A 17,480-nucleotide genomic window follows, 5' to 3' on the forward strand; every position below is an offset into this window, starting at 1 on the left:
CCGCCCCTCCCGCCGGACGGAGTCCGGCACGCCGCCGGAGGCGGCCGATCAATACAGCCCAGATGGTTGGGAGGCGAATCACGCGGTGTTGGCACGACTCGCGGAACATCGGGTGGCCTGGCGGCCTGGCTGATCAAGGGCCGCACCTGGTCACAGGTCCTGACCGCAGGTTCCAGGCCCCACCCCGGCTGACCTGTCCCGACGCCCACTTGCGCGGGCGCGGGACAATGGACGGTGGACCCGTTACGTACGAGGAGGACAAGACATGGCGGAGCCCACGCCGCGTCGGAACGAACCGCGGCTACGCCCCGCGCCCCTGCTCTTCGAGCCCGCGCAGGTGGCCGCCGACCCGGAGCACTTCTTCGACCTGGAGTCGATCGACGACCCGCGTGCGCTGCTGGCGCGGGCGACCGAGCTGACGCAGGCGTTCCGGGCGGCGGCGGACCGTGCGGTGGAGTTCCAGGCCGTCGCGGCCGCCCAGCTGGCGGACCCTCGGCGGTTCGACCGGCTGACGCCCGCCGACATCGCCGAGCAGGCCGAGTGGACCGAGGACTACGCCAAGAAGATGGTCGAGTTCGGCAGGGATCTGATGCGAGGGGTCGAAGGGCCGGGGCACGTCGACCCGGTGTGAGCCCCTGGGCACTCCCACACACCTGATGGCATATGCCAGGCGGGCAAGATACCCGCTCCCACCCTCTTCTGTCCGGCCTTTCGGCAACCCTCGGGGATCATCCGCTCACTCCCGGTAGATGTATCCGTCATGAGCAGCACACGGGACGACCTCTTCTCCGACCACCCCGACGCCCATCTCGACGGCTCTTTCGACGCCCCCGGCGGCTCCGGCATCTCCGGCGTCACCCCCGACGGCGCCGCCTGGCTCGCCTCGGCAGGAACGTATCCGCGCAGCACGCTCACCCTCTGGGCGGAACGCCCGCAGGCTCCGGTGGTCCTGCCCTGCGGCTCGGTCTTCGACGTCGTCAGCACCCCCGCGATCTTCGGTCGCCGGATGCTGGACAGGCTCTGGCACGAGGGCCCGGGATCCGGACCGGTGGCCGTGTTCCGCGGGCGGATCCTGATGTTCACCGCGCCGGGCACCGCCCACCGCCTGCCCTCGCTGCTGCGCTGGGAGGAGTTCGGCCGCACGGACGGCATCCCGCCGCTCCTCTGCCACGGCACCGGCGACGCCGTCACCGTCCCGGCGCCGACGGACGTCGATCCGCAGTCCCCGACGCCCGCCGGCTCCCGCTGGCTGGTCGCCCCGGACACCCGTAATCCCTGGTTACCGGGCCCCGAGGTGCTGCTCTGGGCGGCCGTGCGGGCGGCCCGCGCCGCCGTTCGGATATCGATTTTTCCCCACCCGGATCAGGGTGCTAAGGTCTACGACGTCAGCAGGCGCCGCTAGCTCAGTTGGTTAGAGCAGCTGACTCTTAATCAGCGGGTCCGGGGTTCGAGTCCCTGGCGGCGCACAGACAGTGAAAGCCCCTCGTGAGAACGAGGGGCTTTTCGCATGCGCACCGTGCCTGCCTACGACCCCCCGATCCCGCCACCACCCGCCGTCGTGATCTTCACCGTCCAGGCTCCCGAGGCCGTCCGCCCCTCCGCCTCCACCCGGACATCCTCACCCGGCACCGTGAAGCTCTCGCCGAGCCCGACCGGCGCGTCCGCGAGCGGTGGGTACACGGACTCCTCCCAGCAGGCCTCGCTGCGCGGATGGGCGTCGATCACCTCGACCGGCCCGCCCCCGGACTCCGCCTCACTGCGCACCCGGTACACCAGCACCCCCTGCCGGCAGGTCTCCGCATCGTTGCCCACCGCACCGCGCACCTCGAAGGCCAGAGCGCTCTCCGGACCGGTGCGCACGACGGCGAGCTTGATGCCGTTGCCCAGCCCGAACCCCGGCACGGCCCCGCCGGATCCGCGAGCACCGTCGGAGCCGTAGGCACCGTCGGAGCCATAGGCCCCGTCCGACCCGTGCGCCCCGTCCGAGCCATGAGCGGGGTCCGAGCCGAACCGCCTGTTGGAACCCAGGGCCCCCGCCTCGGCCACGCCCGTCCGCGCCCGGCCCCCCGGCCCCACCGACAGCGGCTCCAGCGTCAGCCGAGCGGACCCGGTCCCCACCCCCTGCACACACACCACCTGCCGCGGCTCCAGCCACCCCAGCTTCCACTTGTGCCAGCCGAACAGATCCGGCGCCATGCCGAACTGGCTGCCCATCAGGTCCCAGTCGCCGACATAGGTGTCCCAGTCGCCCTTGCCGTCCACCGGACGGTGGTACAGGTCCGGCAGATCGAAGACATGGCCGGTCTCGTGCGCGAGGACGAGACGGTCGGGAGGATGGTTCTCGAACACGGTGACGACCCGCCGGATGTCCGTGCCGTCGGCGCGCAACGGGGTGTCCAGGTTGACCACCTTCGTGGCGTCCGAGTCGACGCCGGGCGCGTCCGGGTCGGCGACGAAGTACACGATGTCGTAGCGGGAGAAGTCCACCTCGCGGTCGGCCACGGCGAGCGCGTCACGGAGGTAGGCGGCCCGGTCGGAGACCCGCCAGTCACGCTGTATGGCGTAGGCCGTCGACGGGCGCGGCATGCGCAGCCAGTGGCGCAGTGGATGCGGGCGCAGGGTGAATCTGCCGTAGGAGGCACGTTCGAAGAAGCGGGACGTGGACGGGAAGTGGTCGGCCGCCAGTTCGGCGGGGGTCGTCAGGGGGGCCGAGTCCGGGAAGGACAGGAACACCATGACCGCGTCGAGCTTGCGGGTCGGGCGCGGATAGGCGGCGTTCCAGGTGTCCAGGCCCTCGGAGTGGTGGGCGTCGGTGCGTTCGAGGGCGCAGGGCCCCGAGTCGAACGGTTCCGCGGCCGAGGGACCCACGACCAGCGAGGTCGCCGCGAGCGCCGACATCGTGGTGAACACGGCGGCGGTGCTGCGCAGTCGTGGCCGGTCCCGCAGCAGGCCAAGCCCACGGAACAGGGGGGACTGACGCGGCACGTGGACCTCCGAGTGCGGTTCGCGGGACACCGCACCCAGCCTGTGTCGGATTGTCGTACTACGTCCTGTTCTGCTGCACCGGACGGGTGAGTGGTCCGGGGGCCCGTCAGAACCGACACCCCCGATTCGCTCACGGAACGTCACAAGTGGTCGGGGGCTCGAAGAAGCCGTCCAAGCGCGAGCAGAAACGATCTGTCAGAAGAGCGCGTCGCGTGGGAACACTGAACAGTAGGTGGAAGGGCCCGAGAGCAGCCTCTATGATCGGCACACTTTCCTGACACTTTCCTGCACGGACGCGGCCCGGGGCCCATCCCTCATCCACCCGGCCGGCCATTCCGATGAGACCCATCCGAAGATCGAGTGCACTGCGGGAGCGAGCGGTGAGCGGAACGTCCGAAGGGCCGACGCCCGCGGCAGACCTCATCGGGCCGGCCGTCACAGAGAGTAACCTACAGCCATCGCCCGGTACCGGGACGCCGCCCTACCGGTCCGCCTTCCGTGCCGCGCCCCTGGCGATGGCCGTGGTCGACCGCGACGGCCTGGTGGCCGGCGCCAACCCCACCTTCGCCGAGCTGCTCGGCACGACCCCGGCGGCGCTGACCGGTTGCGTCGTCGCCGACCTGATGGACCTCGCCTCGGACGCCCGCACCTGGCACACATACCGCGAGGTGCTGCGCGGCCGCCAGGCCGAACTGCGCTGCACCCGCCGTCTCAAGCACCCCGAGGGGCACTCCCTGTGGGTGCAGGTCACCATCGCGCCGCTGCCCGGCGAGGAGTCCGAGGGCCTGCTGCTCTCCGTGGCCGACATCAGCGCCCACCGCGAACTCCAGGCGCGGCTGCGGCACTTGCAGATGCACGACCCGGTGACCCTGCTGCCCAACCGCACGCTGTTCTTCGAGCGGCTGTCGACGACGCTGGAGGTGGAGTCGTACGAGGAGAGCGGCACCACCGGCCGAATCGGCCTGTGCTATCTGGACCTTGACGGCTTCAAGGCCATCAACGACACCCTCGGCCACCGGGTCGGCGACAAGCTGCTGGCCGCCGTGGCCGAGCGACTCACGGCCTGCGCGGAGCAGGCGGGGTACTCCCGGTCGAGCCCGCCGCTGGTGGCCCGGCTCGGCGGTGACGAGTTCGCCCTGCTGATCGAGGACTCGACGGGCACCGAGCAACTGGCCGACCTCGCCGAGTCGGTGCTCGAAGCGCTGCGCGCCCCCTTCGACATCTCCGGCAGGCGGTTGTCGGTGACGGCCTCGGTCGGCGTCGTCGAACGCCACGCGGCCGGCACCACCCCGACCGCTCTGATGCAGGCCGCCGACACCACGCTGTACTGGGCGAAGGCCGACGGCAAGGACCGCTGGACGCTGTTCGACCCCGAGCGCAACGCCCACCTCATCACCCGGCAGGCCCTCGCCGCCACCCTCCGGCCGGCCATCGAGCGCGGTGAGTTCGCCCTGGAGTACCAGCCGTTGGTGGGCATGGAGGACGGCAGGCTCAGCGGCGTCGAGGCGCTTGTCCGCTGGAATCATCCTCAGTTCGGCGTACTGGCGCCGAATCGGTTCATCGGACTGGCCGAGGAGGACGGCTCGATCGTGCCGCTCGGCCGCTGGATCCTGGCGACCGCCTGCCGCCAGGCGCGGGCCTGGCAGTTGGCGCACCCCGACGAGCCGCCGATCTTCGTGAGTGTGAACGTGGCGGTGCGTCAGGTCTGGGACTCCGACCTGGTGGCGGACGTGGCCCGGATCCTCGACGAGACACAACTCGACCCGCAGCTTCTCCAGTTGGAGCTGACCGAGTCGGCGGTGATGGGCTCGGGTGGCCGGCCTCTGCAGGACCTCCAGGCACTCAGCGACATGGGCGTGCGCATCGCCATCGACGACTTCGGCACCGGCTACTCGAATCTGGCGTACCTGAGCCGGCTGCCGGTCTCGGTCCTGAAGCTGGACGGCTCCTTCGTACGGGGCTTCCAGTACGAGAGCGACAACAGCGCGGCCGTGCCGCCGAACCCGGCCGACGAGGTCGTGGTCGAGGCGATGATCCAGCTCGCCCACCGGCTGGGTCTGACGGTCACCGCGGAGTGCGTGGAGACGCTGGCGCAGGCCTCGCGGCTGCGCCGGATCGGCTGCGACACCGGCCAGGGGTGGCTGTACTCACGGCCGGTGCCGCCGGATCGGATCTCCGAGCTGCTGGGAGTGCGGGTCTGACCGGTCCGGTCAGGCGGCGGGCAACCCGTAGGCGTCCGCGATGAGTTCGAACGAGCGCAGGCGTACGTCCATGCCGGGCGCGTTGCTCGTGATCATCAACTCGTCGGCGCCGGTGCGCTTCTGGAGGTCGTCGAGGCCGGCACGGACCTCGTCGGGGGTGCCGTGGATGACGTCGGCGAGCCAGGAGTCGGCGAACTCGCGCTCCAGCGCGCTGAACTGGTGGGCCTCGGTCTCCTCGGGGGTGGGGATCAGACCGGGGCGGCCCGTGCGCAGCCGGATCATGCTCAGCGCGCCGGACATGACCTGACGACGGGCCTCCTTCTCCTCGTCGGTGGCGAGCGCGGAGACGCCGATGAGGGCGTAGGGCCGGTCGAGGACGGCGGACGGCCGGAAGGACTCCCGGTACAGGTCCAGGGCCGGGATGGTGTTCCGTGCCGAGAAGTGGTGCGCGAAGGCGAACGGCAGACCGAGGATGCCGGCCAGCCGGGCGCTGAAGCCGGAGGAGCCGAGCAGCCAGATCGGCGGGCGGTGCGGGGACTGGACGCCGCCCGGCGAGGTCGCCTGGATCGGGCCGGGGACGGCGTGGATACGGCGGTAGGGGTGGCCGTCCGGGAAGTCGTCGTCCAGGAAGCGGGTGAGCTCGGCGAGCTGCTCGGGGAAGTCGTCGGCGCCCTCGTTCAGGTGATCGGTCCGGCGCAGGGCGGCCGCGGTGGCGCCGTCCGTGCCGGGGGCGCGGCCCAGGCCCAGGTCGATACGGCCGGGGGCCATGGCCTCCAGGGTGCCGAACTGCTCCGCGATGATCAGTGGCGCGTGGTTGGGGAGCATCACGCCGCCGGAGCCGAGACGGACCCGGTCCGTGTGGGCGGCCAGGTGGGCGAGGATCACGGCCGGGGACGACGAGGCGACGCCGGGCATGGAGTGGTGCTCGGCGATCCAGTAGCGGTGGAAGCCACGGGACTCCGCCAGACGCGCCAGCTTGACGCTGGTGCGCAGGGCGTCGGTGGCGGTGCGGCCCGAACTGACCATGACCAGGTCCAGCACGGAGAGGGGGACGGGGGCGCTGCCCTGTGCCTCGCCTCGGATCTCGTCTGCCGCCACTGTTGCCTCCTGATGCGTACGTTGTGCTGGCCGAAGGGGTCTAACAGGAGATTGCCTCCGTTTATTCCCGGGCCTTCTTCCCGGTCCCGGCCGCGAACGTGGCCTCCCGGAACAGCGGGGTCTCGCCCCGCCCCGCTCCGCGCAGGCGCAGGGCGTAGCCGACCAGGGCGTGGTTCAGCATGTACAGCCGGTGTTCCGCGCGCCCTCCCGGGGAGAGCCGGTCGACGACCCACTCGACGGGCGTGGCGCCGGCGTAGGTGTCCCTGGGTTCGAACAGCAGGTGCGCGGCGCCTATCTCGCCCAGCACGTTGAGCGTATAGGCGAACGGGTAGGGGCGGTTGACGCGGTCGTCGTCGGTGCGGTCCAGGTCGGGGAAGCCGTCCACCAGCCGCTCCAGCATCTTGGTGCCGATCAGATCCATCCGGCCGGTGAGCATGGCGGTCTGGGTGACGTAGGCGTACGCGATCCCGTTCAGGAAGTAGTTCGCGCCGGGGTCGATGTGCACCCACTGGCCGACGATGTCCTCTACGAAGGCGTTCAGGTCGGGCACCTGGTCCTCCAGGCGGCCGAGGTTGTGCAGGGCGATGAGGTAGTAGAGGCCCATGTGGGTGCGCTCGACCGGGGTGATGCGGGACATCAGCTCCTTCGCCTCGGCCAGCCGGTCCCGGCCGTGGGTCAGGTACTCCTCGGCCCGGCCGGTCAGGGCGACGGCGTTCAGCATGGTCAGCAGCGGGTAGATCCGTACGAAGCTCTCGGACATGGGCTGCGGGAACGCGGGGGGCAGGTTCAGCTCGTCCGCGCGGTCGAGGTAGGAGAGGACCTCCTTGACGAAGTCCCGGCCGTCGTCGGCGATGAACCGCTCGTGGCCGAGCAGCGAGATCACCGACAGCAGCATGGAGCCGCCGCGTCCGCGGAAGAACGGCGCCGGGATCTTCTCCAGCAGCCCCAGCGCCTCCCGGACGTAGTTGCACCGCCCGATCACCAGCCGTTCCTTCAGGCCGAGTTGGCCGAGGGCGAGGAAGACGGCCGAGTAGGCGGACAGCTTCTCGTAGTGGCCGTGGCGGCCGGCGTTCTCGTCCTTGATCCGGTCCGGCTCGATGGTGTCGGCGACGGCCAGGGTCTCAGCGGCGAAGTCGGTCACCGAGTTGACCAGCAGGGACCGGTCCAGCCGCAGCTTGGCGAAGGCGTCCATCAGGATGCAGCCGGCCATGACCCTGAAGTACGGGTTCTGCTCGGCCCGTACGGCGGCCAGGATCGGGGCGAGGTCGCGTTCGAGGTCGGGGCGGCGCAGGTCGCGGCCGGGGTCGGCGACGTTCAGGGCGAAGTCGGCCAGGAGGTGGGAGAAGCGGGTGTAGGCGTCGTCGACACCCTTGGCGGCCAGCAGGCCGAACGTGTGCCGGATGCGGGCGGCGGCCTCGGCGTCGTAGCCGACGGGGTACTGGCCCAGGCCGGTGCCGCGGACCATCCGGCTCCACGGGGTGGCGATGACGCGGGTCTCGTGGGACAGGTGGTGCAGGCCGTCCACCGGGACCGGGAACGCGGCGGAAGTCATACGGGTCTCCTTGCACGGGAGTTGAGGCTGCGAGGTGGGCAGGGGGAGGCCGCCGGGCAGGCCGGGGGATGTGCCTGCCCGGCGGACCTCGGAGGGGGGATGGGGTCTCAGTCGTCCAGGTGGGGCAGCGGCGGTACCGCGAGGCCGAGGAACTCGGTCCTGGCGCCTTCCAGCATTTGCAGGGCCCAGTTCAGCCACTTGATGCCCTCGCAGTAGATGGCGACCGGGCGGCGCTGGGTCTGGTAGGTGTCCACGAGGGTGCCGTCCAGTTCCTTCTGGAAGTGGAAGGGCGGCATGGCCGTGAAGTGCTGGCCCATCATGAACACGAACCGGATCAGCCAGTACGGGTCGTCCCGCAGATAGGGCGAGTCGGGGTCGTCGAGCCCCAGCGCGGCCGTCATCACGCCGGCGAAGTGGTCCTCCATGCCCTGCGGCGCCCCGGTGTCGAGGGTGCCCCCGTTGGCGATCACGTCCCGCACCCGGTACGCCCGCTGGTACGGGTTGCCCGGCAGGAACGCGATGTCGACGGTGGGGGTGTGCCCCTCCTCGGCCTCGACGTTCAGGGTGAACTGCTCGAAGTGGATCTCGTCGTAGTGGCCGATGGAGTTGTGCCAGGGCTTGTTGTCGTACATCGCGTCGTCGCGGGTGTCCTTGCCCTCGCTCTTGAAGCCGATGGCGCGGGGGTCGAGGAACCTGATCCCGAGCGCGGCGGGCGTGATGGCCGCGAGCGCCTCGTCGATGTCCTCCCGCGGCGCCCCGGACTCGATCAGCCGCTGGGCGTGGAGCAGCGGCCCGGTGTCGCTGATCTTGATGTTCTCGGTGTTGGTGTCGCCCATGACGAGCGAGTGATGGGCCGGTTCGAGGATCTCGGCGAACTCAGGGGTCCCGCGGAAACGCTTCAGCAGAGCCCCGTGATTGAGGTAGGAGACGCCGTTGACGACGATGCGCTCGGTGTCGAGGAGCTGCGCGTTGAACGTCCGCGGTGCGGTGCGGCGGCACAGCTCCAGGCGGTCCTCGATCTTCCGGAAGTAGGAGGTGTCGAGCGTCTCGCCGGGCGCCGGGACCCGGCCGACGCTGTGCACGTCCTCGTTCAGCACCCGGATGATCTGCTCGTAGAGGCGGGCGACCACGGCCGGCGGCGGGGTCTGCTTCTCGACGTACCGGCTGACCTCCTCCCCCGCGACATAGCTCATCTCGTAGATGACCTCACGGTCGACGGTCCGGTCGGCCTGCCGCAGTCCGGACGGCACCGGGATCTCCCGCTCCAGGACGGTGAAGACCTCGGGGAAGTAGCCGCGCACCGGCTCGGGCAGGGCCAGCAGGAACTCGGCCTGCTTGCGGGCCTTGGCGAACGGCGGCAGCATCACGCCGTCGCCCTCCGGGTTCCAGCGTGCGGTCGTCAGCGCCTCGCTGAGGATCTTCCGGACCGTGATGTGCTCCTCGCCCTCCTTCCTGACGAAGACGGTCATGGACTCGCTGCCGCCCTGGCCGAAGCTGACGATCGTCTCGTCGATGCCGATGTAGGCGTGGACGGTGCTGGAGAGCACCCGGCGGCTGCGGGCGTTGGCCAGGACGCGTTCGTTCTCCTCGGTCAGGGCGAGGACGCAGGCGTACTCGAACGCGTCGAGGGCGGGATTGACGCGCTTCTTCCAGGCCTCGGCCGGTTCCGTGACGGCGACGACATGGGTGGCGTACGACCCGGTGTCGACGTCGGTCACGGCCGGCTCCGAACCGAGGGCGACGATCTGGCAGTTGCCGTTGAGGTGGATGCGTCGCACGCCCGTGCCGAGGGCGCCGTCGCGGAGCACCGCGCGGGTGGCGTCGGCGAGGTCCTTGCGGGACTGGACCGGCACGCCCTCGGGCGACACCAGGGGGATCCCGGCGCCGGTCAGCCCGCCCAGGATCCGCTCCAGGGTGTCCTCCGGGAGGTGCGCGGCGCTCAGGGTGACCGCGTCGGCAAGCGAGACCGCCCCGGAGACGGCCAGGGCGGCCAGCCAGCCCGGGATGTCGGCGCCCTCCAGGTAGTGGTCGCTCTGTGCGAACAGGGCCGGCCGGTGCTGGGCGAGGGTGTGGAACAGCAGGTACTCGTGGACGACGCGGTGTCCGGCCGGGGGGATGCCGCCGCCGAGGCGCAGGGCCTCGAGCATCCGGTCGTGGATCTCGTACGCCGTCGGCTGGTGGTCGAGCAGCATCCGGGTCCTGCGGGCCTGCGATTTGCCGTCATGGGCGGCCGGTCCGCCGAAGTGGAAGACGACGACCTCGGGGGCGGTGGTGTGGAGCGTCCGCGCGCGGACCTCGCCGGTGCGGTCGAGCACGGTCAGTTCGACGTAGGCCTTGCCGAGCATCGTCGCGTCCCCGGCGGTGATCCGCTTCTTCAGGCGTGCGCGGGTGACGAGTTCGCCCCGGTCGAGGGCGATGTGCTCACGGTGGGCCCGGGTGTGCTGGAAGATCTCCAGAAGCCGGTGGAAGCTGGGCGAGCCCTCCCGCTCCGGGCGCAGCATCTCCGCGGTGATGACCCGTCCGAGGGTGCGCGAGAAGTAGTCGTCGCAGAAGTCGCTCTCGGCGGCGAGGCGGAACAGCTCGCGAAGCAGGTGGTGGTCGTCGCGGGTCAGGTCCTCCCCCGTGGTGTACAGCTCCTCCAGCCGGGACATCAGGGCGCCGACCACGTTGACGGCGCGCAGGATCCTGGCGGTGTCCTCGTGGCTGCCCGTGTACGCCACGGCGGGCGCGGCGACATCGTTGTCCCGTAGGAGCTGGACCGACTTGGCGCCCAGACCCAGCTCCAGCACCATGTCGACGTCGAGGTCGTTCAGGGTCTCGCAGGTGTCCCGGGAGGCCATGACCTGGTCCGTCATGGCCAGGACGCCTTCGCGGACGGCGGCCGCGGTGGTCAGCAGGGACATGTCGTGGTTGGACACCAGCGGCACTCGGGGCTCGTGGAAGCGGATCCGCTGGGTGCCGAGGAACCGCTCCAGGGCCTCGCGGGCGGGACGCATCCGCGCGGAGTGGGCGAGGAAGACGGTCGGTTCCTTCAGCTCCCAGGTGGTCGCGTCCGGGGAGGCGGCGACGAACGCGTCGAACTCGGCCCTGGCTCCGGAGCGGACGTAGAGGTTGGCCTGGGTGGGCGCGTATGTCTTGTGCAGTTCCACGTCGGTGAGCGGGAACGTCTCGCGCAGCGCGCCCAGCACCGCCGCGAGGGCCTCCGGGCTCGGCGCCTTCATCGCGAGCACGTGGTGCGGCTCCCCCACCAGGGGCGTGGCCCGCACGGACTCGTCGAGGTAGGAGGCGATGTCCCGGGCGAACGGCTCGTCGGTGCTCCGGGCGCCCGCGGCCTGGAGCATCAGCGGCGTGAACGCCTGGGCGATCCGGACGCCGTCGTGGACGGAGAGGGCGCCGCCGGCCACCGCGGCCGTGAGGATGCCGAAGCTCTCGCCGGTGTAGGCGACGAAGCCGACCGGGACGCCGTTGCGGGCGATCCGGTCGCGCAGGTAGGCGTCGAGGGCCAGGCTGTGCACCAGCAGGGCCGCCCCGATGAAGCCCTGCCGCTCCAGCTTGCCCTCCGGAAGGCTCTCCGGGTCCAGCAGGAGCAGGTCGGGACGGGCGGGGAAGCCGAGGGCGCGGGCGGCCTCGCGGTAGATGCCGGTGATCTCGGGGTTGCCCGAGTCCAGCAGGGCCCGGCCGAGGCTGCGGTAGAAGGCGCGGCTGCCGAGGCCGGGGAAGAACCCGGCCACGCGTATGCGGTCCTTGGTGCTGAGGACGTCGTCGACCGGGCCGAACCGGCCGGCGGCAGGAGAAAGGACATCGGAAAGAGAGCGGGACACAGGCTTCGCCTCTCGGGTTTTCTGAGCGGTAACGTCGCGCGCTCGCCTTTGGGCGCGGAAAATTCACGTTCCCAAGTACAGAAGAATTCTTTCCGACCGTGCAGACTTGATTCAACACGTTCCGATGCAGGGATTTTCAAGCCTCTTCAAGCAACCGCAGAGCAATGTCAGAGAAGTGCAAACATGCAGCTCAAAGCAGCATCAGCGATGTTATTTCTAGGAGCATCAAAAAAAGCAGGGCCGAAAGCCACTGCGGCTTTCGACCCTGCTTTTTCGAAGGAACTGCGGGAACTACTGGAATTACTGGACGCCCGCCTCGACCGTTTCCGTGCGGCGCGCGGCGCCCGCGGAGGTGTTCTTCGCATTCGCCGTTCCGCCGCCGAGGGAACCCGCCGCCACCACGACCAGTCCGGCGAGGGCGAGTCCCGCGCCGACCCACAGCGGGGAGACGAATCCGTATCCGGCCGCGAGGGCCAGGCCGCCGAGCCAGGCGCCGAGCGCGTTGCCGACGTTGAAGGCCGCGATGTTGGCGCCGGAGGCCATGGTGGGTGCGTCGTCGGCGTACTTCATGGTGCGCACCTGGAGGCCGGGCGCGGTGGCCAGGCCGATGGTGCCCATCAGCAGCAGCGAGATCAGCGTCGCGACCTTGCTCTCCGCGGTGAGCGCGAAGACACCCATGACGACGGTGAGGACGGCCATGATGCCGATCAGGGAGGCGTTGAGTGACTTGTCGGCGGCCTTGCCACCGACGAAGTTGCCGATGAAGGTGCCGGCACCGAACAGCACGAGCAGCCACGGCACGGTGCTGGTGGCGAATCCGCTGACCTCGGTGAGCGTGAAGGCGATGTAGGTGTAGCCGCCGATGACGCCGCCGAAGGCGAGGATGCTGAGCGTGATGGAGACCCAGACCTGACCCCGGCGGAAGACCGCGAGTTCGGCGCGCAGGTCCGTGCGGGCGGCCGCCGTGGTCTGCGGCACCAGGAGCTGGATGCCGGCCAGGGCGACGACGCCGATGACCGTGATGGCCCAGAAGGTGGAGCGCCAGCCGAACTGCTGGCCCACGAAGGTGCCCAGCGGCACACCGAGGACGTTGGCGGCGGTCAGCCCGCCGAACATGAGCGCGATGGCGCCGGCCTTCTTGTTCTCGGCGACCATGTCGGAGGCGACGACCGCGCCGACGCTGAAGAAGGCTCCGTGGCACAGGGCCGCGACGACCCGGCCGACCATCAGCAGTTCATAGGTCGTGGCGACGGCGGAGATCAGGTTGCCCGCGATGAACAGCGTCATCAGGCCGACCAGGACCTTCTTGCGGTCGAAACGGCTGATCGCCGCGGTCAGCCCGAGGGCACCGATGGCGACGCTCAGCGCATACACGGAGACCAGATACCCGGCAACCGATTCGGAGACGTCGAAGTCGCCTGCCACCTCCGGCAGCAGCCCTACGATCCCGAACTCCGTGAGGCCGATACCGAAGCCCCCCAGTGCCAGGGCGATGAGCCCGATAGGCATGTGAAAACCCTCCGTTGCAGTGGCATGCGGTCCCGGACCGTGCCTTGCGGGACGCTGACATATCGAAGTATCGCAGAACCTCGATACGTCATGTCAAGTGGAGTTCGGCTCAAGGGAGTTGGATTCGGGCGGCCCGCGACGGCGGGACCGGGTCCGCGAATGGCCGCTGACCTGGGGAAACGGCGCGGAGCTTACGACGACGTAACGTATCGACTATCCTCGATACATCCACAGTCGGCTCCGCGTCAGCACCGGAAGGCCCATGACGAAACACGACACGCCTGAGACAGGCGACCTCGCGCCCCTGCTCGAAGCCCTCAAGGCGCTCGCCAACCCTGTGCGGCTGCAAGTGCTTCAGTGGCTGCGGGAACCGGAAGAGCACTTCCCGGTCAACCCGGCCGTCACCGACCCGCGCGCGGTCGGCGTCTGCGTCAGCCACATCCAGGCCAAGACCGGACTCGCGCAGTCCACCGTCTCGGCCTATATGGCCGTACTCGAACGCGCGGGCCTCGTGCGCTCCACGCGCGTCGGCAAGTGGACCCACTACCGGCGTGACGAGGAGCGCATCGCCGCGCTCGTCGAAGACCTCCACCGCGAGGTCGGGGAGGTCCATCTGGCGGACCTCCTTCCCTCGTAACCCACTTCTCGCGCGAGTCCGGGCCCGGGTCATCTCCGTGACCCGGGCCCGGACGTCATTTCCAGACCGTCTCGCCGGACCCGCCCACGGGCTTCTCCGGCTCGGGCACGGGGCTCGTGCGCAACCGCGGCAGCATGCCCGGCGCGGCGAGCCCCGGCAGCACCAGTCGCCACAACGCGGAGATCCGGGCGGGCAGGTCCCGCCGGTTGCTGTACGCCTGTGACATCACCTGAAGACCGGTGAACGCGCCGACCACGGTCGCGGCCACCTCCGGCAGATCCGCCCCCGGCAGGAGCTCTCCCTGCTTCTCGGCCTGGCACAGCAGGTCCTCGACGACCGTGATCGACTGGTTGTACGGGGTCTGGGCGGAGGGCGAGAAGGACGACTGCTCGACCGCCAGCCGCACGCTGGCCCGCAGCACCGCGTCGGTCTGCAGCCGGCGTGAGAACTCCAGGGTGAGGTCGATGACCGCCTGCAGCTTCACCGGCTGGTCCGGCACCACCAGGGCCTCGCTCTGCGCCTCCACCAGCGCCGCCGCGATCGCTTCCTTCGACGGGAAGTGGTGATACAGCGCGCCCCGGGTGAGACCGGCTCTGGCAAGTATCTCGTTGGTGCTCGCCGCGTCGTAGCCACGCTCGCCGAACACGGCCGCGGCGGCCTCCAGGATCGAGCGTCTCGACCTGATGCCTCTCTCCTGTTGGGCCATCGCCGGCTCCTCGCATCTCCAGCTCGGAAACATACAAACTTGTCTGCATTGTATTCGCCCGAGCAACGAGCTGACCAGCCCTGTTCCGGTTAGGGTCAGACACTTCCGAGCCGAAAACCGACGCCTCGTACGTTCACGATCCAGCGACTCGATCCGAGCTTGCTCCGCAGGCTGCTGACATGGGTGTCTATGGTGCGGCCGCGCTGCGACCACTCGTCGTCCCACACCTGGCTCAGCAGTTGACGGCGGGACAGCGTGGTGCCCGGCCGGGAGGCAAGCAGGTACAGCAGGTCGAACTCCTTGGGCGTGAGGTCCACCCGCCGTCCCTCCAGCAGGAGTTCGCGGGCATCGGCGTCCAGCTGCAGCGGGCCGTAGGTGATGACCTGGGCCGGCGGCCGGGGACGGACCCGGCGCAGCACCGCCTCCATCCGGGCCAGCAGCTCCCTCAACCCGTACGGCTTGACGACGTAGTCGTCGGCTCCCGCCTGCAGCCCGAGCACACAGTCGAGTTCGGCCGCCCGCCCGGTCACGGCGATGACCGGCACGTCACCGGCCGCCCGCATCCGGCGGCACACCTCAAGTCCGTCCAGATCGGGCAGGTCGAGGTCCAGCAGAACGAGGTCGGCATCACCGTGGGCCCGTAACGCCTCGGCCCCCGTGGTCACGCCCCGCGCCTGATAGCCGTGCCGGCTCAACTCCTGCACCAGGCCCTCGGCGGCCGGGAGGTCACCCTCGACCACGAGAATCCGCAGCGCCCGTGCATTCTCGGACACCGGCTGATCCGCCCCGACGCGCGTTCTCGCCGAATCCATGACCTGCCGATCCATGTCACGTCCTCCCCCAGGCACATCACATCGAACTGTTGAGCGCTCGCCCGAGGACGGTACCAGGCAGGGCTGCCGGTTTGTCAACGCGGTCCGGACCGAGGCGGCAGCGGAGAAGCCGACAAGTTACTCGTTAAACAACTGCACCAGACGACTCAGAAGTACGGACATTTCCTCCCACTGTCCCTCTTGGACCGAGCCGACCACCCCGTATACGGACGAGTCAAGTCCACGTAACCGCGCTGTAAACCAAACAAGTCAGCCGGTCTTTGAAGAGCTTTTACTTTGAAACCAATCCACCCTGTCTGTATGTTCGAGGGAACACGCGTTCATCAGAGACGGGGGGTCAGGACGCGCGTCCACTCACCCCTGTCCGCGAACAGACAGGAGTGCCACGGATGCTGACCACCGTCCAAGCGCCCACGACCTCCCGTGCTCCCCTCGGGGACCCGCGGCTGACCGCCACGGTCCCGCGCGAGTACGTCCATCGCGTGTCCGTGGCCGAGGTGTTCCTGACCGGCTGGGAGGCCGACGGCACGGACTCCTTCTTAGTGCGGGGCCAGTGGCCGCGCAGCCACGCGCTCTTCGCCCCGGTGGGCGGCCACCAGGATCCGCTGCTCCTGGCCGAGTCGATACGGCAGGCCGGAACGCTGCTGTCGCACGCCGAGTACGGGGTGCCGTTCGGCCATCAGTTCCTGATGTGGAACATGTCGTTCAGCGCCACCGCGCCGGCGTTCGAGGCCGGCTCCGCCCCGACCGACATAGAACTGCACACCAGGTGCCACGACATAGTCCGGCGGGGCAGAAGCATCGCCGGTATGCGCTACGAGGTCTCCCTGCGGCGGGCCGGCCTGACCGTGGCGACCGGCGGCGCGAACTTCAGCTGCACCAGCCCCGCCGCCCACCGACGGCTGCGCACCGGCCGCCCCACCACCACGGGCCGTGCCCTTCCGGCTCCGATCGACCCGGCCGAGGTGGGACACACGGATCCGGAGCACGTCGTGCTCGCCGCCGCGGCGGCGCCCGGCGAGGCACGGTGGGAGCTGCGGGTGGACACCGGGCACGCGGTCTACTTCGACCACCCCGTGGACCACGTCCCCGGCATGGTGCTGATCGAGGCCGCCCGCCAGGCCGCCCGTGCCGTGACCCGGCAGCCCCGGGCCCTGCTCCTCGACCTGGACACCGAGTTCAAGCGCTACGCCGAACTCGACGCGCCCTGCTGGATCGACGCCCGCGTCGAGGGCACGGGAGCGGGCGGGGAGCAGCGGGTCCTGGTGAGCGGCACCCAGCAGGGTGAGCGGGTCTTCACCGCCGAGCTGTCCGTCGGATGCCCGGCCGTCTGACCCCGGCGTCGTGCGCCCCCTCGCCGGCCGCCGGCGTCAGGCGCCCCACCGCCTGACGCCGCCCCCTCACACCTGCACGATCGGCTCCCGGGTGAACAGCTCGCCCAGCGCCGCCGCGTTCACACGGCGGTCCGCCAGGCGCAGCGCCTCCCACACGGTGACCTGGTTCGCCGTGAGGACCGGCTTGCCGAGTTCCCGTTCCAGGGCCGGGATGTGGGCGGCCGTGTGCAGTGCCGTGTCCGGCAGCAGGACCGCCTCCGCGTCCTCCGTGTCCGCCTCCTTGGCCAGCGCGAACAGCTCGGCCTCACTCCACGTCCCGACCTCCGCCGCCGTGATGATCCCGGAGCCGCGCACCGAGACCACCTCCGCACCGCCCGCCCGCAGGAACTCCGCGAAGAGTGCCGCCACGTCGTCCGGATAGGTCGCGCCGACCGCCAGTCGCCGTACGCCGAGTTCCCGTGCGGCGTGCACGAAGGCGAAGGACGTCGACGACGCCGGCATGCCCGCGGTGACGGCCAGGGTGCGCACCTGCTCGTGGGCGCCCTCCCAGCCGTAGACGAAGCTGCCGGACGTACACGCCCACACCACCGCCTCGGCACCCGTCAGGCGCAGCGACTCCACGCCCGCCGCGAGCCGCTGCGCGGAGCCCATCCGCAGCAGCGCGTCCACCCGGTGCGCGTCCTCGCCGATGTCGGTGTGCACGAGGTCGAGCCGGATGCCGCCGGCCAGCAGCTGCTCGATGCGCGGATAGTCGTCCTCGGCGGAATGGCCAGGGTAGAGAAATCCGAGAGCGGTCATGTCACC

General features: G+C 70.1%; 13 protein-coding genes and 1 tRNA gene. 6 read left to right on the forward strand and 8 right to left on the reverse strand.

The features are described from left to right. The first annotated feature begins 265 nt into the window (after positions 1-265). The 3 genes from ACFQ6S_RS38165 (at position 266) to ACFQ6S_RS38175 (ending at position 1,466) form a co-directional block, all read left to right on the forward strand. Positions 266-631, forward strand: a complete 366-nt coding sequence (locus tag ACFQ6S_RS38165; RefSeq protein WP_383419895.1) for a hypothetical protein — start codon at positions 266-268, stop codon at positions 629-631. A gap of 129 nt (positions 632-760) precedes the next feature. Continuing rightward, positions 761-1,402: a bifunctional DNA primase/polymerase gene (locus tag ACFQ6S_RS38170; protein WP_383419897.1), complete on the forward strand. Its 642-nt coding sequence runs from the start codon at positions 761-763 to the stop codon at positions 1,400-1,402. After that, positions 1,393-1,466 (forward strand) — tRNA-Lys (locus ACFQ6S_RS38175). The genes ACFQ6S_RS38170 and ACFQ6S_RS38175 overlap by 10 nt, the downstream gene beginning before the upstream one ends. Positions 1,467-1,524: 58 nt before the next feature. On the opposite strand, the gene ACFQ6S_RS38180 is transcribed toward ACFQ6S_RS38175, so the two are convergent. Further along, positions 1,525-3,015, reverse strand: a complete 1,491-nt coding sequence (locus ACFQ6S_RS38180) for a M6 family metalloprotease domain-containing protein (RefSeq protein WP_383419898.1) — start codon at positions 3,013-3,015, stop codon at positions 1,525-1,527. 350 nt (positions 3,016-3,365) lie between these two features. On the opposite strand from ACFQ6S_RS38180, the gene ACFQ6S_RS38185 reads away from it, so the two are divergent. Continuing rightward, the gene (locus ACFQ6S_RS38185; RefSeq protein WP_383419900.1) at positions 3,366-5,186 is read left to right on the forward strand and encodes a putative bifunctional diguanylate cyclase/phosphodiesterase; all 1,821 of its coding nucleotides are present in this window, start codon (positions 3,366-3,368) and stop codon (positions 5,184-5,186) included. 9 nt (positions 5,187-5,195) lie between these two features. Here ACFQ6S_RS38185 and ACFQ6S_RS38190 read toward each other — a convergent pair whose 3' ends face one another. The 4 genes from ACFQ6S_RS38190 to ACFQ6S_RS38205 all read right to left on the reverse strand — a co-directional run bounded on the left by ACFQ6S_RS38190 (position 5,196) and on the right by ACFQ6S_RS38205 (position 13,166). Then, a complete protein-coding gene (locus ACFQ6S_RS38190) occupies positions 5,196-6,284 on the reverse strand; it encodes an LLM class flavin-dependent oxidoreductase (protein WP_383419902.1) in 1,089 nt (362 codons plus the stop codon). A gap of 61 nt (positions 6,285-6,345) precedes the next feature. Further along, positions 6,346-7,836 (reverse strand): hypothetical protein, encoded by a 1,491-nt coding sequence (locus ACFQ6S_RS38195; protein ID WP_383419904.1) that lies wholly within the window; start codon positions 7,834-7,836, stop codon positions 6,346-6,348. A gap of 107 nt (positions 7,837-7,943) precedes the next feature. After that, positions 7,944-11,657, reverse strand: a complete 3,714-nt coding sequence (locus tag ACFQ6S_RS38200; protein WP_383419906.1) for an ACP S-malonyltransferase — start codon at positions 11,655-11,657, stop codon at positions 7,944-7,946. A 300-nt stretch (positions 11,658-11,957) separates the two neighbouring features. After that, the gene (locus tag ACFQ6S_RS38205) at positions 11,958-13,166 is read right to left on the reverse strand and encodes an MFS transporter (protein WP_383419908.1); all 1,209 of its coding nucleotides are present in this window, start codon (positions 13,164-13,166) and stop codon (positions 11,958-11,960) included. Between the two features lie 262 nt (positions 13,167-13,428). Between ACFQ6S_RS38205 and ACFQ6S_RS38210 the strand changes: the two genes are divergently transcribed. Further along, positions 13,429-13,803 (forward strand): ArsR/SmtB family transcription factor, encoded by a 375-nt coding sequence (locus ACFQ6S_RS38210; RefSeq protein ID WP_383419910.1) that lies wholly within the window; start codon positions 13,429-13,431, stop codon positions 13,801-13,803. A gap of 55 nt (positions 13,804-13,858) precedes the next feature. Here the strand turns inward: ACFQ6S_RS38210 and ACFQ6S_RS38215 are convergent, their stop codons facing one another. After that, the gene (locus ACFQ6S_RS38215) at positions 13,859-14,509 is read right to left on the reverse strand and encodes a ScbR family autoregulator-binding transcription factor (RefSeq protein WP_383419912.1); all 651 of its coding nucleotides are present in this window, start codon (positions 14,507-14,509) and stop codon (positions 13,859-13,861) included. A 95-nt stretch (positions 14,510-14,604) separates the two neighbouring features. Continuing rightward, positions 14,605-15,321 carry a response regulator transcription factor gene (locus ACFQ6S_RS38220; RefSeq protein ID WP_383419914.1) on the reverse strand — a complete coding sequence of 239 codons (717 nt, stop codon included), beginning with the start codon at positions 15,319-15,321 and terminating at the stop codon, positions 14,605-14,607. Positions 15,322-15,731: 410 nt separating this feature from the next. Here ACFQ6S_RS38220 and ACFQ6S_RS38225 point away from each other — a divergent pair, with 410 nt between their 5' ends. Then, positions 15,732-16,676, forward strand: coding sequence for a ScbA/BarX family gamma-butyrolactone biosynthesis protein (locus ACFQ6S_RS38225; protein ID WP_383419916.1), 945 nt, complete (start codon positions 15,732-15,734; stop codon positions 16,674-16,676). Between the two features lie 66 nt (positions 16,677-16,742). Here ACFQ6S_RS38225 and ACFQ6S_RS38230 read toward each other — a convergent pair whose 3' ends face one another. Next, positions 16,743-17,474 (reverse strand): aspartate/glutamate racemase family protein, encoded by a 732-nt coding sequence (locus ACFQ6S_RS38230; protein ID WP_383419918.1) that lies wholly within the window; start codon positions 17,472-17,474, stop codon positions 16,743-16,745. Positions 17,475-17,480 lie beyond the last annotated feature (6 nt).

The organism is Streptomyces sp. NPDC056479 (assembly GCF_042795335.1).
In the GTDB taxonomy this organism is placed as follows: domain Bacteria; phylum Actinomycetota; class Actinomycetes; order Streptomycetales; family Streptomycetaceae; genus Streptomyces.

Excerpts from the sequence above, each read along its gene's own strand:
- ACFQ6S_RS38165 (WP_383419895.1), top strand. The coding sequence starts at position 266 with ATGGCGGAGCCCACGCCGCGTCGGAACGAACCGCGGCTACGCCCCGCG.
- ACFQ6S_RS38170 (WP_383419897.1), top strand. The coding sequence starts at position 761 with ATGAGCAGCACACGGGACGACCTCTTCTCCGACCACCCCGACGCCCAT.
- ACFQ6S_RS38195 (WP_383419904.1), bottom strand. The coding sequence starts at position 7,836 with ATGACTTCCGCCGCGTTCCCGGTCCCGGTGGACGGCCTGCACCACCTG.
- ACFQ6S_RS38205 (WP_383419908.1), bottom strand. The coding sequence starts at position 13,166 with ATGCCTATCGGGCTCATCGCCCTGGCACTGGGGGGCTTCGGTATCGGC.
- ACFQ6S_RS38210 (WP_383419910.1), top strand. The coding sequence starts at position 13,429 with ATGACGAAACACGACACGCCTGAGACAGGCGACCTCGCGCCCCTGCTC.
- ACFQ6S_RS38215 (WP_383419912.1), bottom strand. The coding sequence starts at position 14,509 with ATGGCCCAACAGGAGAGAGGCATCAGGTCGAGACGCTCGATCCTGGAG.
- ACFQ6S_RS38220 (WP_383419914.1), bottom strand. The coding sequence starts at position 15,321 with ATGGATTCGGCGAGAACGCGCGTCGGGGCGGATCAGCCGGTGTCCGAG.
- ACFQ6S_RS38225 (WP_383419916.1), top strand. The coding sequence starts at position 15,732 with ATGCTGACCACCGTCCAAGCGCCCACGACCTCCCGTGCTCCCCTCGGG.
- ACFQ6S_RS38230 (WP_383419918.1), bottom strand. The coding sequence starts at position 17,474 with ATGACCGCTCTCGGATTTCTCTACCCTGGCCATTCCGCCGAGGACGAC.